Annotated in this window: 14 protein-coding genes and 2 pseudogenes; 7 read left to right on the forward strand and 9 right to left on the reverse strand. The window is 69.1% G+C overall.

The window, feature by feature from the left end; genetic code table 11:
• Positions 1 to 12: 12 nt before the first annotated feature.
• Positions 13 to 513, reverse strand: coding sequence for a helix-turn-helix transcriptional regulator (locus ACFVT1_RS10915; RefSeq protein WP_389794203.1), 501 nt, complete (start codon positions 511 to 513; stop codon positions 13 to 15).
• A gap of 120 nt (positions 514 to 633) precedes the next feature.
• On the opposite strand from ACFVT1_RS10915, the gene ACFVT1_RS10920 reads away from it, so the two are divergent.
• From ACFVT1_RS10920 to ACFVT1_RS10935, 4 genes and pseudogenes are all read left to right on the forward strand, one after another.
• Positions 634 to 828 carry a helix-turn-helix transcriptional regulator gene (locus ACFVT1_RS10920; RefSeq protein ID WP_389794204.1) on the forward strand — a complete coding sequence of 65 codons (195 nt, stop codon included), beginning with the start codon at positions 634 to 636 and terminating at the stop codon, positions 826 to 828.
• A 148-nt stretch (positions 829 to 976) separates the two neighbouring features.
• Positions 977 to 2,416, forward strand: coding sequence for a DUF3631 domain-containing protein (locus ACFVT1_RS10925; protein WP_389794205.1), 1,440 nt, complete (start codon positions 977 to 979; stop codon positions 2,414 to 2,416).
• Positions 2,417 to 2,729: 313 nt separating this feature from the next.
• Entirely contained in the window at positions 2,730 to 3,299 is a 570-nt protein-coding gene (locus ACFVT1_RS10930) for a hypothetical protein (protein ID WP_389794585.1), read from the forward strand.
• A pseudogene (locus ACFVT1_RS10935) lies at positions 3,289 to 4,002 on the forward strand (relaxase/mobilization nuclease domain-containing protein); the annotation flags it as partial. The gene ACFVT1_RS10930 and the pseudogene ACFVT1_RS10935, both read left to right, overlap by 11 nt.
• A gap of 33 nt (positions 4,003 to 4,035) precedes the next feature.
• Here ACFVT1_RS10935 and ACFVT1_RS10940 read toward each other — a convergent pair.
• Entirely contained in the window at positions 4,036 to 5,010 is a 975-nt protein-coding gene (locus tag ACFVT1_RS10940) for a transposase family protein (protein WP_389794587.1), read from the reverse strand.
• A 34-nt stretch (positions 5,011 to 5,044) separates the two neighbouring features.
• Positions 5,045 to 5,578 carry a GrpB family protein gene (locus ACFVT1_RS10945; protein ID WP_389794206.1) on the reverse strand — a complete coding sequence of 178 codons (534 nt, stop codon included), beginning with the start codon at positions 5,576 to 5,578 and terminating at the stop codon, positions 5,045 to 5,047.
• 71 nt (positions 5,579 to 5,649) lie between these two features.
• Here ACFVT1_RS10945 and ACFVT1_RS10950 point away from each other — a divergent pair.
• Positions 5,650 to 6,663: pseudogene (locus ACFVT1_RS10950) on the forward strand (mobilization protein); the annotation flags it as partial.
• A 51-nt stretch (positions 6,664 to 6,714) separates the two neighbouring features.
• On the opposite strand, the gene ACFVT1_RS10955 reads toward ACFVT1_RS10950, so the two are convergent.
• From ACFVT1_RS10955 to ACFVT1_RS10980, 6 genes are all read right to left on the reverse strand, one after another.
• Complete coding sequence (locus ACFVT1_RS10955) at positions 6,715 to 7,248, reverse strand: SMI1/KNR4 family protein (RefSeq protein WP_389794207.1); 534 nt, start codon at positions 7,246 to 7,248, stop codon at positions 6,715 to 6,717.
• Positions 7,249 to 7,329: 81 nt separating this feature from the next.
• On the reverse strand, positions 7,330 to 7,995 hold the full coding sequence (locus tag ACFVT1_RS10960) for a hypothetical protein (RefSeq protein ID WP_389794209.1): 666 nt from the start codon (positions 7,993 to 7,995) through the stop codon (positions 7,330 to 7,332).
• A 116-nt stretch (positions 7,996 to 8,111) separates the two neighbouring features.
• Complete coding sequence (locus ACFVT1_RS10965) at positions 8,112 to 8,657, reverse strand: HAD domain-containing protein (RefSeq protein ID WP_389794210.1); 546 nt, start codon at positions 8,655 to 8,657, stop codon at positions 8,112 to 8,114.
• Positions 8,658 to 8,672: 15 nt separating this feature from the next.
• The gene (locus ACFVT1_RS10970; RefSeq protein WP_389794212.1) at positions 8,673 to 9,365 is read right to left on the reverse strand and encodes an SAM-dependent methyltransferase; all 693 of its coding nucleotides are present in this window, start codon (positions 9,363 to 9,365) and stop codon (positions 8,673 to 8,675) included.
• Positions 9,366 to 10,277: an aminoglycoside phosphotransferase family protein gene (locus tag ACFVT1_RS10975; protein ID WP_389794214.1), complete on the reverse strand. Its 912-nt coding sequence runs from the start codon at positions 10,275 to 10,277 to the stop codon at positions 9,366 to 9,368.
• A gap of 77 nt (positions 10,278 to 10,354) precedes the next feature.
• On the reverse strand, positions 10,355 to 11,104 hold the full coding sequence (locus ACFVT1_RS10980) for a hypothetical protein (RefSeq protein ID WP_389794215.1): 750 nt from the start codon (positions 11,102 to 11,104) through the stop codon (positions 10,355 to 10,357).
• 223 nt (positions 11,105 to 11,327) lie between these two features.
• Between ACFVT1_RS10980 and ACFVT1_RS10985 the strand changes: the two genes are divergently transcribed.
• Together ACFVT1_RS10985 and ACFVT1_RS10990 are read left to right on the forward strand one after the other, a co-directional pair.
• Entirely contained in the window at positions 11,328 to 12,683 is a 1,356-nt protein-coding gene (locus tag ACFVT1_RS10985; RefSeq protein WP_389794216.1) for a tetratricopeptide repeat protein, read from the forward strand.
• 1 nt (position 12,684) lies between these two features.
• Positions 12,685 to 13,272: an NUDIX domain-containing protein gene (locus ACFVT1_RS10990; protein WP_389794217.1), complete on the forward strand. Its 588-nt coding sequence runs from the start codon at positions 12,685 to 12,687 to the stop codon at positions 13,270 to 13,272.
• Positions 13,273 to 13,314: the final 42 nt, after the last annotated feature.

Genomic DNA, 13,314 nt, shown 5'->3' on the forward strand with positions numbered 1-13,314 from the left:
TGGTGCTGGTTTTCAGTAGTGGCCGCCGTCCTCGATGTCGCCGCTGAGGACACGGGCGTCCCGCTCGTCGCCCATGAGGCGGAGGCATTGCTCGTTGATCGCGCGCGAGCTGTCGGGGTGGGCCTTGATGTGGCCGGCGACGGCGACCACGGCGCGGTGCAGGCGGTCGCGGGCGTCGCGAGCTTCGTAGAACGCTTCGACGGCTTCCTGGACGAGCCGTCGGCTGTCGATGTCGAGCCCTTCGAGGGGCGGGGACATCAGCTCTTCGAGGGGGAGTTCGAAGACGCGGGAGAAGGCGAGCGCTTCATCGAGATTGATCCGGCGGCGGGGCGACCCGTTCTCGATGCGCCACACGGCCGTCTGGTTCATCTTCACGCCCGCTCTGGTCACCCGCTCGGCCAGCTCGGTCGTGCTCCACCCTCTGACCTCGCGCTCCAGTGCCACGCGGCCCGCCACGTTGCCCTCGCTGTAGAGCAGCGGCACCTCGCCGCCCCCCGTCATGTCGTCGCCCATCGAACCTCCATCGCGACCATCGCTATCCGAATTGAAACATGGGCTTCCCGGTTTGGCTAACCGCCGATCGTGAGGTACTCCTTATGCAGATCGAATCGCCGCCTAGCCGAATGGGAACGCATGCGATGCCTGACCATTGCCGAGGTCGCCGAGCGCTACCGCACCGCCGAGAGCACCGTCCGTTACTGGCGCCATCTCCAGAAGGGACCCCGCGGCATCAAGGTCGGCAAGCGAGTCCTCTACCCCGAGGCCGAACTGCTGCGTTACGAGCGCGCGCTGATCGACGGCGGGGGCGACTGGGGCCTGGCCTCATGAGTCACCGGCCCGCTCAGACAAGGGAACGGCCCTCGGCGCGCCTACGCCGAGGGCCGGAGATTCCCCTGCACGTCGCCCACCCCTGAACGAACGAACCGGTGGAGGGCGAGACCTTGCCTGTCTCGTCCTCCACCCGAGAGGAACGTCTATGAAGGACCCTACGTCCCCCGCCACCTCGAAGGCATCCGGTGTTGCCTGGCCACCGATCGCGGTCCCGGGCCAGGGCCTGCCTCGCGACCGGGAAGCACGCCCCGACATCGGAGGCCCGACCGCCGATGCTCCGCACCGGAGTTCGCGCGATTCGCGACCTGCCGAGGTCAGTGCCCCGACGACCGCGTCGGACAGCGCAGGCGATCCTGCTCCAGGCGGACCAGAAGCCCAAGACGGCGGCGGGGCCGCAGGCGAAGGCAGCGCGCTGCTGGACGACCTCCGTGCAGCGATCGGGCGGTACGTCGTTCTTCCGAGCGACGAGGCCCTGACCGCCGTCACCCTCTGGGTCGCGGCCTCCCACATCCAACCCGGCCTCCAGCACGCGCCACGGCTGGCGGTGGTCGGGCCGACCAAGGGGTGCGGCAAGTCCCGTCTCCTGGATGTCCTCTACGAGACCGTCCACCAGCCGATGATGACGGTGAACACCTCCCCCGCGGTCGCCTTCCGCGTCATCGGCAAGAACCCGCCGACGCTGCTGGTGGACGAGGCCGACACCATCTTCGGCCCCAAAGCGGGCGACAAAGAAGACCTGCGCGGCCTGCTGAACGCCGGGCACCAGCGCAACCGGCCCGCCTGGCGGATCTCCGGGCCGGAGCACAAGCCGACCGCGTTCCCCACCTTCGCGATGGCGGCGCTGGCCGGTATCGGTGACCTGCCGGACACGATCATGGACCGCGCGATCGTCATCCGCATGCAGAAGCGCAAGCCGGGCGAGCGGATCACCCCGTTCCGATCGCGCTACTCCGTACCGGAACTCCACGCGCTGCGCGACCGGCTGGCCGACTGGCTGATCCCGTTGCGCGGCACCGTCGCGGGCTCGGTGCCGGAGATGCCCGTCGAGGACCGCGCCGCCGACACATGGGAGCCGCTCGTCATCGTCGCCGACCTCGCCGGCGGTCACTGGCCCGCGCAAGCACGTGCCGCCTGTCTGGCGATGACGCGCAACGAGGTGGTCCAGGACGAGCAGACAACGCTGAAGACGCGGCTGCTGCGTGACATCCGCCGCGTCTTCGACCAGGAGGGCGGTCGGGAGGCTCTGCGCAGCCAGGACCTGCTCGCCGTGCTCATCCAGGACGCCGAGGCCCCGTGGGCGGAGTACGGCACGAAGGGGTTGAACGCCTACCACCTGGCGAATCTGCTGCGCGATTTCGGTATCAGCCCGGCTAACTACCGGTTCGAGAACGGCCGGCAGGCCAAGGCGTACGCCCGTAACCAGTTCGTGGACGCATGGGCTCGCTACTGCCCTGCCCCCGCCCCATCGGTACCCACCGCCGGGGTCCCGGCACGTCCGACCCCGGGCAGGCCACCCGCCCCTCCGTCCGGGACGCTGCCCACAGGGCCGCCGAGCGGGACCGCAGGCCCCAGGCCCGCTCGCTGACTCCAGGTCCGCATCGATCCGTCGCATCCGTCCCCGCGCAGGTCAGCGCGGGGACGGATCTCCTCGCCGTTACGGATCGATCCGTACCTGCGGCCCTCTCCGTACCTGCGCTGACCAGCCACGCGACGGATGCGACGGATGCGACGAAGCCCCACCCCACTACTGACGGAGCACCACCATGCCCGAATCAAGCACCGACGACACCACCTCCCGCCGCCGCAGGAAGTTGTTCAGGCTCACCCGACGACCAGCAGCAAGCTGGAGCGAACGAGCCTCTAACGAGGCTTCGTCCGCGCTTGCCCCCGCCTCAGGGGTGGCGGAGGACAAGGCCGAGCGCCAGGGGGCGCCCGAGCCGGAGCAGGGGGTGGCCGAGGACTCCTTCCGGCCCGCAGCCGACTCCGCTCCTCCCCGTACGCCTACCGATGCCCAACCGCTCGTCGAGCAGCCCTCCTGGCGGGATCTCGACGCCCCCGCCCTGCCCGCGCAGCTGAACCGCAAGCGCACCGTGGAGAAGCGCGACCAGGAGAAGACCATCCGCTTCACGCGCACCGCGGTCCAGGTGATCAGCGCCGCCGCTCACCAGCGCGGTCAGAGGTTCGCCGGATTCGTCGGAGACGCGGCCCTGGCCGTCGCGCAGGGCAAAGCGGGGATGGTCGGCAGCCCGGAGGACGATCCTCTCCGCCCGCTGATCGAGGCCGTCGAGGCGCACACCGTCGCGCTGAACCGCATCGGCGGCAACCTCAACCAGATCACCGCAGCCATCAACCGAGGAACCGCGCCCGAGCGCGCCGAGGCGGTTCTCGACCGTGTCGAGCAAGCAGTACGGAGCAGCTTCCACCTCATCGACCAGCTCCTGACGAACGGCACGGCTCATGGTTCCTGACGTCTCCACCGGCTCCGACAGCCGCGGACTGATCGCCTACCTCTTCGGCCCTGGGCGCCGCGACGAGCACACCAACCCCCACATCGTCGCCGCCTGGGACATGACCGGCGCTCCCGACCCCGGCCGCGACCCGGCAGCCACCTACTCCCAGCTCGCCAGGCGACTCGACCACCACGTCGACCTCCGCACCCGCGAGCTGGGCGGCAAGAAGCCACCGCAGCACGTCTGGCACTGCCCGGTCCGCACCGCCCCCGGCGACCGCTACCTCACAGACACCGAGTGGGCCGAGGTCGCCCGCCGCGTCGTGCACGCCACGGGCATCGCCCCCGACGGCGACGAGAGGGCATGCCGATGGATCGCGGTACGCCACGCCGACGACCACATCCACATCATGGCCACCACCGTCCGCGCCGACGGACGCCGCCCACGCACCCACCAGGACGGCCGACGGGCCCAGGCCGAGTGCCGCAGGATCGAGACCGAGTTCTTCCTACGCCGCCTGAAGTCCGGCGATCTCACGGCCCCCCGCACCCCCACCGGCGCCGAACGCGCCAAGGCCGCGCGCCAAGGCCAGACCGTTACCGCACGGCAGTGGCTGCGCGAGCGGGCGTACGCGGTCGCCGCCGCCGTACACACCGAGGCCGACTACTTCACCGTGCTGCAGTCCCTCGGGATTACGACTCGGTACGCGATTGAGGTCGGGGCGTGCTGGCCTGGCGGGTCGGCTGGTGGGTGATCAGCAGGCGGCCTTCCAGGCGAGCACGAGTTCGGTGCTCGTGTGCCGCCGGGTGGGCCTGCGGGCCGCGCGGTCGGAGACCAGTCCGGCGATGGCGGCGTGGGTTTCGGCGTAGGAATCGCGCCGGCCGAGGTACCGCTGGAGCGGCCGCCACTTCTTCTCCTCGCCGATGGTGTGCTCCACGCAGATCCGCGCGGAGGATTGCCGTCGGCGCGCCTCGCGCCAGGCGTAGTTCTCGCCCAGCGGCACTTTGTCCTTCGGCTTGCGTGGCGGTGCCTGGACCTGGTTGGGGAAGTCGTTGGCCAGGCCTCTGTATCCCTCGTCGACCTTCGCCTTGACCTGCGGATGCAGACACAGCTGCTCGGCGATGCCTTCGGTGCGCATCGCGGTCTGGTCGTGCATTCTGCCGGGCCGGTCGGCCCCGGACCACAGTAGGCGTCCCGAGCCGTCGCTGATGGTGGTGGTCTTGGCGGTGTTCTGCTTCTTCTTGCCGGATACGAACGCCTTGCGGCCGGGGCGGCCGGCCTGGGGGCGGCGGACCTGGGTCTCGGTGCCGTCGATGCGCAGCTCGACACCCTCGGCCTCGGCGTAGGCGAAGACATCGGCCAGGGTGCGCAGGCGGATGCCGGGCCGGTCGGGGACGGCGAAGCCGCGGACAGCCAGCAGCGGGCGGATCTCGTGGATGGCGCGGGTGACGGTTGGGCGGGAGACACCGTAGAGCCCGGCCAGAGCTGCATGCGGCAGCTGCAGACGCAGGTGGACCACGGTGACCAGGACCCTGTCGGTGAAGACCAGCTTGTGATCCGGCCCGGCTCCGGCGGCCCGCTTGCGCTCTCCGCCACGACGCTCACGCAACTCGGACTCGCACCGCCCCAGCCAGGGGTCGGCCAACTCCTCGATCAGAACGCCCAGATGTGCACGCTCAAGGCCGCAGAAGGCAGGATGAGACAAGGCCGCACGGGCTCGGTAATGCATCACGACATCACCAACCCGTGCGGCCACCGTCACGTCACGGTTCTCCGGCGGCCCGAGCGACGTAGGACTTCGCGACCAGTTCCTCTACCAGAGCGCTCTTCGCCCTCGAGTAGTCCCGCCTGCCCTGGCTGTCGGCACGGAACCGCTGTGCGAGGGCCACCTTCAACGCGCTGTAGCGCCGGACTTCATCGGGCCGCTGACGTAGGTAGTCACGGAGCAAGACGTGATCAAGGTGGGGTCTGGAGCCTGCGACCACGCTGTACAGGTGATGTTCGGGAGCCGCAGGAGGGGCTTGAAAGGCCTCCCGCCCCGGAATCCCCAAATCGCCTTCGTGCCGGTAGCCCTGCTCGGAAAGCCGGGAGATCAGCGCAGGCATGGTGGCGTCCTCGGCCACCACAATGTCGAGGTCGATGATCGGCTTGGCAGCACATCCGGGCACGGCTGTGCTTCCGACATGCTCGATGGATACAGCCAGGTCCGCGACGTGAGGTGCAAGCCGCTCCCGCAGGTCCTCAAACCGCTCGGGCCATCGGGGGTCATAGTCGCCGACCACGATCGTGCCAGTCATGCCAGCAGTCTCGCAGGATCGCCAAGGCCCATCGAATCGCTCTGACGGCCCCGGCTATCGCGTACCAAGTCGTTAAAATCAAGACACGCCTCGGCCCCGAGAGCGGCGACGTGATCGGCTACAGCCTCGCCGCACCCGGCGACACCAACAGCGCCGGCGAGCCCGTCTGGTACGGCGGCTCGAAACTCGCCCCCGACCTCTCCATCAACCGCCTCCGCGAGCGTCTCCCCGACCAGGAGGTCGTCGACCGCCCTAGGTTCGCGGCAGATCCCGCCGAGCCCTGGCAGCACACCATCGCCGTGATGCAGACGGCGCACACCGTCCTCGACTCCGACGACGATGCCGCCGCCCAGGCCCACCTCGCCGACTTCGGCGACGTCCTCTACAACATCGCCACCGCCACACCCGGCCCGCACCGCACGGAGCTGCGCGCAGCCGCCTCGGCCTTCAACCGCGCCCGTCGCTCCGCCACCCGCGCCGACCACCAAGCAGCCACCGCACTACGCCAAGCCGCCAAGGAACTCGCCTACACCTCTAACGAACCCGGCGGACTCGCCATCGCCCTGCTCTTCGCCACCGTGCACTTGGCCCGCGCCGCCGCCAAGTGGCACGAGCAGCGCGGCCACCAACAGCAAGCGGCAGCAGCCGACGAAGCCTTCCGCCACCTCCAAGCCGGCTACCAGCAGGCCGCCACACCCGTCCTGGCAGACCTGACCCGCCGCGCCCCACGAGCCGAGACCTCCCGCCGCTTCGAGCAGGACCTGCGCGCGACCCTCCCCGACCACGCCGACCGCATCATGGCCGACCCTTCCTGGCCTGCGCTGACCACGACCCTCGCCCGTGCCGAAGCCGAGGGCCACAACGCCGGCCGCCTCCTGGCTGAGGTGGGCACCGAGCGGGAACTCGACAGCGCCGAGCACCCCGCCGAGGTCCTGAACTGGCGTGTCACCGCCCAGCCGAATCGACGGACACAGGCGGCTCGCAGCCGAAGCACCTTCAAGCAGGCGTCATTGGTTCCTTCCGCGCAAGTCACTTCGGCCGCCCCAGTAGCGAGGAGGGCTGAAGACCGCGGTCGACGCCGCTGACGCCGACCTGATGCCCTCGCTGGCCATCGCGGCAGGGGCATCGGTTCGGGTTCAACGGCAGTGCTTCTCGATGGTGTCCTCGAAGTCAGGGAACTCGTGCGCGGCCTGAGCGATGATCGCTGCGGCCGATGCACGGTGGCCCGGAGCAAAACGCTCCGCAACAGCCGCCAGGTCACGATTGACCTGGGGAGCCCAATCGGGCTCGGGCTCGTCCGAAGTGGCAGCCTCCCACGGGCCGAAGCCGTCAGCCAGAAGCCACAGGAAGGCAGCCAGGTTGCTGGCGACGACGCCTGTCTCCCCTTCGGAGCCCAGGAAAACGATGGGCTGCTGTGCGAGCCCCCTACCCGGCCGAACCAGCCAGAACGCCGCGTAACCGCCGGTGCCGTCCTGGCCGAAGACACGGAACTCGGCTCCGTTCACCTCGGTGTTGCCTGTCCACGCGCGAAACCAGTCAGTGGTCTCATCGGCAGACAGGAAGTACTCATAGGGCTCGAAGTCGACCCCGTCCTCGCCGATGCACTCAATCCGAACTGCCATCGCAGCGGCAAGGGCGTCGGGAAACTGGCGATCTTCGTTGGCGGTCACACGAAGAGACTATCGATCGCCTCTTGACGGACACCGTGCCTACCTCGCTTAAACCGCAACCGAGATGAGGTGGACGGCACGTCAGCCGTCGTCATCCACACCTCCTCGCAGCCCCCAATCGTCGAGGCCGGAGTAGATCACGGCAGTGCGGCCTCTGGGGAAGTTCAGCGCAGCGGCCTCACCGCTGTAGAGAGCGATCAACGTATCTTGCCCTCGCCACCAGGTGTCCGTCAGGCCCGTCACCTCGCGTACTTGCACGTAACCCGTCAAGTCGATGCTGGAGACGTCATCTCCGACGAGCTTGGTGACCTGTTTCGCCCACCCGGACGCGTGGTGGGCCAGGGCCACCGACTCCACCCAACCCTCGATGGTTGCGTGGAGGGGCGCCCACTCTTCTGCCTGAATGCCGAACTCGCCGGACGGACTGATCATGAACGAGTAGGGGACCGCGGTCCGCTGCATTCCGGCTTCGAACCACCATCCTGCGGAGCCCTCCTCCGGCGAGTCCGGATCGAAGTACTTCGGGCCTCCGTCGTACTTCGGTGCGGGTGGCAGGAGCAGACCGCCCCATCGGTTCTGGTAGGAGGCCATCCGATCAATCACCGCTGGTGGAACGTCTCGTTCGAGCCACCACTCCCGGTGCCCCTCAACGGGGCGAACGTCTACTTTGACGCCATGCGTGCCGACAAAGGTTCGCGCTCGTCGGGTCAGACCGTCGGGCACATCGTTGATGAGATGAAGATTCATCCGAGGACGCTATCCCGGCCGGTGCAGGGGGGGCCTTGACCGGCCTTCGGGGGAAGAACTCCCCAACAACGAGACTCGCTTTCCCTCCCCGTCCGTGGCGGCGAGGGCATCGGTCGTCAGGCTGCGCGAGCTGTGGGTACCTGTGTGAGCCACCTCGTGACCTCAGTCAGGTGCTCGGGCTGTAGACCGAGGTGCGGGTCGGGCTGAATGAGGAGGGTAGCTGTTCCCTTCGTAGTGCGCTCCATCGCCCAGTCATGGTCGAGGCCGGTGAAGTCGTCGTCCATCCAGACGGCGGGGGCGTCTGCCAGCCAGACGTCGACGTGGTCTCGTTTCCAGAGGTAGCCGTCGGGGTGGCTGGTGGTGATCTGAGGGCGAGGCAGGTCGATGTAAGGGAAGTCGGGCAGCCCCAGGAGAGGGCCGATGATCGTGGTGGCGTCCCTGCGCCAGCTCGTGCACCACACGGGGGTGACGAGTCCGCTGGTCAGGAGGTCGGTGAGAATGCCGCCCTGGCTCGGGTCGAGCCAGATGGGCACGGGGTCGTCGAGGTGCCGGCCGGTGGGCAGGACGGTGTGGCGGACGTGGGTGGGCGGGGTGCTGCCGCCGGCGGCCGGGAACGGGATCAGGACGCCGTCGATGTCCAGGAGTAGGTAGGGCAGGGGCATCGTTGCCTCCATCGGTCAGCGTTTACAGGCGGTGATCAGGAGCGTGGTGGGCCACGGGTCGCGACGCGGGTGCCGCAGCTCCAGCGCCGATGTGATGCGCAGGCCGGTCCGGGAGAGGTGGGCTCCCCAGCGGCGGGCGTCGAACTCCCATCGAGCGAGGGGCAGTCGGGTGCGGTCAGGCATGGTGACGTAGTCCTCACGCGGACAGTCGTCCGTGGATGGATGTCTTCCGGCCCGTGCCGGGTGAGGGACGGAGAAGGCCAGCACACCGCCCGGTTTCAGGCGTCGTGAAATGGCGGCAAGGAGCAGCTCGGGGGCGACGAGGCCGACGGCGCCGAAGACGGAGTAGATCGCGTCGAAGGTCTGGCCGGTGGCCTGCAGGTGGTGCAGTGCGTGGCCGGCAGCGAACGTGGCGCCGTCGATGTGGCCGTAGTGGGAGCGGGCGCGGCGTACCTGGAGACCGACCAGGTCCACGCCGGTGACGCGGGCCTGGTGGTGCTTCGCGAGGTGGGCCACGTTGTGGCCGGGGCCGCAGCCCAGCTCCAGGACGCGTTTTCCGCACAGGTTCCGTCCCAGGATCTCGGCGCCGGGACCGATGCCGGCGTGGGTGCTCCATTCCATCCGGGTCGGTGCGGTGAGGGCGTGCGCGGGAGCGGCGGCTGTGCGCTGGGCTGCGTGGGCGTACCAGGGGGAGACCTGGGCGAGCACCTAGACCTCCAGGAGTCGGACCACGTCATTGAGGTGGCGGCGGACGACGGGGATGTACGCGGGGTCCTTGGCCGGGTCGTTGATCCAGCGGATGGCCTGTTCCATGAACCACTCCACGGCCCACATGCGGTGCCAGCCCAAGGCCCACGCCTCGGCGGTCAGGCCGCCCCGGGCGGCGAGGGCGTCCTCATGACCGCCTGCGGTGACGTATTGCTCCAGGAGCATCCGCATGCGGAAGGGGCTCGGTACGTCGGTGGTGCCGTGGTAGGAGGCGAGGTCGATAAGGCCGGGTCCGGTGAAGGCGCGTGCGAAGTCGAGGAGGTGCCAGCCGTGTTCCCCGATGTGGACGCTCGTGGGGTGGAACTCGGAGTGGACCCAGCCGAACGGGTCGAGCGTCGCCCCCTGGACGCGGGTCTCGGCCGCTGCGGAGATCTTCCCCAGCGCGGTCTCGATGTCGTCGCAGTCCGTCCATCGGTCGGCTTTTCGCAGCCGCTGGAGGTGATCGAGGGCTCGGCCGGGCAGGGCTGCGAGGCTGGCACCGTCGAGGAGGGGCAGACCGCCCGCCGGGCGGGCGGCATGGAGCATCACGGCGGCGGCGACGCCGTCGAGGTCGTCTGCGTCCCGTACGGGGGTGCCGAGGTCGTCCATGAGCATCCCGAGCCACTTGTCCTGCATGGCGGTTGCGTGGAGCGCGGGGACCGGGAGCCGTCGCTGGTAGGCCAATCGCAGGGCCTGGGCCTCGCGGTCGAAGGGTTCCTTGGCGTATTTGAAGACGGCCGTGGTGCTGTCGGGGAAGGCGACGCGTTCGACGCCGGACATGCCCCAGACGCGAATCTCGGTACGTTCGGGGAGGGGCTTGCCGACGAGAGCGCACAAGTCGGCGAGCAGGGTGGCGGACAGGCTCTGGTCCATGAGGTCTCCAGGGGCTGGTGGACTCCGGGGCGGGCGCGCGCGAGCTGGCCCGCCCCGGAGCCGTACTGGGGGCAGGGCTACTCGTCTTCGGTCACGCGGTGGGCGTAGACCTGCTCGATCCAGCCCGCCTTGAACTGGGCCAGGTCATCACGGAAGTTGGCCATCGAGGCACCGTAGGGCGCGACCACGCCACCGGACTGGTCCGGCACGGACTGGCATCCGTGCACGAGTCGGCCGCCGAGCGCGGCGTGGGCCTTGATGGACTCGATCCGTCGGTGCTCGTTGAACCAGCCGCCGTGGTAGACCTCGTCCAGCATTCCGCCCGTCTCGTCGTCCAGGTCGAAGACGACGGACGTGGCGGCGGGGAAGAACCAGCACGGGCCGACGTTGGAGATGTGCCCGTCCAGCTCCACCTTGTTGAGCGCCATCAGCGTGGCCGCTTCGCGCAGCATGCGCAGGTGGTCGACGGTGATCTGCGGCAGGCCGAGGCTGGCCAGGTGCTCCTCGCGGAAGAGGTACGCGTACACCTCGTACGCGGTGGCCAGGACGCGGGCCGCGTCGGACGTGGACTCGCTGTGCTGCTTGATGAAGTCGAGCGCGAGCTGCTCGACCGCGCTCTCGGTCGTCTCGTCCAGTCCCAGGAGCTGGGCCTTGACCAGCTCCCAGTCAGCGACGAGCCAGGTGTTCGACTCGAAGCGGAAGAAGTACTCGGCCGGGTCGATCGTGATGTGCCGGCCGTCGACCAGGAAGCCGGGCAGGCGGCTCCAGCGCGGGTCGAACGCCTCGGGCAGCTCGACCGTGATGGCCGTGGTGTCGATGGTGGTCACCGTGTCTCCGTCTCTGATCGGCCGGGTCCGGGCACAGGAATGCCCGAGCCTGGTGTGGGCGTACGGAACTTCGGGGTGCCGCCCGGACCAAGGGGGAGCCTGGATCACGGTCGGGCCGTTCCGGGCGGCTGCTGATAAGTGAACCGTTGGTCACGCTCAGTGGGTACGGTGGAAGGCAGTTGAAGCGGTATACGCGGTTTACAGCTCCGGAGTGGAGGCGATCTTGGCGGCGCAGAGAGATCCCAACACTCGTCTGCGCGACGTCATCAACGCGGCCGATTGCACTTACGAGGCGCTCGCCCGAGACGTGCGGCGCATCGCCGCCGAGAACGGCGAGATGCTCCAGACCAACAAGTCGGCTATCTCCCACTGGGTGAACGGCACCCGTGCCCCGTCGGGCCGAGTAGGCCAGTACCTCGCCGAAGCGCTGTCCCGTCGAGCGGGGCGCACGATTACCCAGACCGAGATCGGACTCCAGGCCAGCGATGACGAAGCGCCGGCGGAATCCGACCCCGTCCTCGCGGCTTCCGACCTGGGCCGCGCCGACGTCGAGCGCCGCCGCTTCCTCGCCATCGCGGCCTTCACCACCGCCGGCGTCGCCATGCCGCTCGGATACGACCACGAAGCCGCTGCCCGCATGCTCCGTGCCCGCACCGGCACGTCCCTGGTGGGGGCGGAGGATGTGGACGTCGTACGCCAGATCACCGCGGCCTTCAGCGCGGCCGACGAGCGCCTCGGCGGCGGGCACGGCCTGACCACCGTCACCGCGTACCTCGCCGACACCGCCGCCCCCATGCTGCGTGGACGTTTCCCCAGCGAAGGCTTACGCCGAGCCGCGTTCGGCGCCGTCGCCGAACTTGCCTACCTCGCAGGATGGAAGCACCACGACCTCGGCCAGGAAGGCGCCGCCCAGCGCTACTACCAGGTCGGCTACAAGCTCGCCTGCGAAGCCGACCCCCACGGCCACGCCGCCTGGATGATGCGCGCCCTCGCCCACCAGGCCCTCAGCCTCAAGCAGCCCCATCACTGCGTCGACCTCGTCGAAGGCGCCCTACGCGCAGGTCTCGGCCACGTCGACGGCCAGACCGAGGCCCTGCTCCACATCACCCACGCCCGCGCCTACGCCGCCACCGACGAGCACTCCTTGGCCGCGCGCGCCCTACTCGCTGCCGAAGACGCCCTTCTCCGGGACGATGGCCCCCAGCCCAGCTACTCCCGCGTGAGCGGCCCCGCCGCCGGCACCGTGGCCAGCCACACCGCCCGCACGCTGACCGACCTCGCCGACCACATCGGCACCGAGCAACAGCACCGGGACGCGCTCACCCGCTGGGACCCTGTGAAGTACAAGCGCGTCCACGCCCTAACCCACGCCGACCTCGGAGACAGCCTCGCCGCTCAGGCCCGCGCCGACGAGGCCGTCGCCGCCTGGACCCAGGCCCTGGTCCTCATGGAAGGCATGACCTCCGACCGCACCCGCAAGGCGATCACCTCGATCCGCTCCACCCTCGCGGTCTACCAGCGTCGCAAAGTGCCCGGCGCCGCCGATCTCGCCCGCCGCGCCCGCGAAGCCCTCGCCTAACATGCCCAACAACCCGCCCGACGAAGGGAACACCGTGGCCCAGCAGACTGACGACCAGCCGAAGGCCCTCAAGCCGGCACTCGAATCGATGACCCTGCTGGTCGCCGCCGTCATCGTCCACGACAAGGCCACCAACCGCGTAGTCCTTCTCCAACGCAGCGAGAACGCCAAGTTCGCCCAGGGAATGTGGGACCTCCCGGTCGGCAAGAGCGAGCCGGGCGAGCCCATCACCGAAACCGCGGTCCGCGAGCTCTACGAGGAGACCGGCCTCACGGTGAAGCCCGAGTCCCTCAAGGTCGCCCACATCATCCACGGCGCCTGGGGCGTCGAAGCCCCCAACGGCTTCCTCACCGTCGTCTTTGCCGCCCACGAATGGACCGGCGAACCCGAAAACCGCGAACCCCGCAAGCACTCCCAGGTCCGGTGGGTCGATGCCAGCGCCGTACCCAACGCGTTCGTCGACACCACAGCCAGCGCTCTCCGTCACTACTTGAACAACGGATCGGAGGTCTCCCTGGACGGCTGGCAGGCATCGTGTGTAAAACGATTCCGGCCAGCCGGCCAGGGGCGGTGTAGTTTAAACAAATAAGAGCCCACCAGACCCGCAGAAATAGCGATTGCGGGGGTGTGG

The sequence above is a fragment of the Streptomyces sp. NPDC057963 genome (assembly GCF_042887155.1).
Taxonomy (GTDB): Bacteria; Actinomycetota; Actinomycetes; order Streptomycetales; family Streptomycetaceae; genus Streptomyces.

What these genes read in the sequence shown, in the direction of transcription:
- ACFVT1_RS10945 (WP_389794206.1), bottom strand. Translation starts at nt 5,578, where the DNA reads ATGACTGGCACGATCGTGGTCGGCGACTATGACCCCCGATGGCCCGAG.
- ACFVT1_RS10975 (WP_389794214.1), bottom strand. Translation starts at nt 10,277, where the DNA reads ATGGACCAGAGCCTGTCCGCCACCCTGCTCGCCGACTTGTGCGCTCTC.
- ACFVT1_RS10990 (WP_389794217.1), top strand. Translation starts at nt 12,685, where the DNA reads ATGCCCAACAACCCGCCCGACGAAGGGAACACCGTGGCCCAGCAGACT.
- ACFVT1_RS10915 (WP_389794203.1), bottom strand. Translation starts at nt 513, where the DNA reads ATGGGCGACGACATGACGGGGGGCGGCGAGGTGCCGCTGCTCTACAGC.
- ACFVT1_RS10960 (WP_389794209.1), bottom strand. Translation starts at nt 7,995, where the DNA reads ATGAATCTTCATCTCATCAACGATGTGCCCGACGGTCTGACCCGACGA.
- ACFVT1_RS10940 (WP_389794587.1), bottom strand. Translation starts at nt 5,010, where the DNA reads ATGCATTACCGAGCCCGTGCGGCCTTGTCTCATCCTGCCTTCTGCGGC.
- ACFVT1_RS10925 (WP_389794205.1), top strand. Translation starts at nt 977, where the DNA reads ATGAAGGACCCTACGTCCCCCGCCACCTCGAAGGCATCCGGTGTTGCC.
- ACFVT1_RS10920 (WP_389794204.1), top strand. Translation starts at nt 634, where the DNA reads ATGCGATGCCTGACCATTGCCGAGGTCGCCGAGCGCTACCGCACCGCC.
- ACFVT1_RS10965 (WP_389794210.1), bottom strand. Translation starts at nt 8,657, where the DNA reads ATGCCCCTGCCCTACCTACTCCTGGACATCGACGGCGTCCTGATCCCG.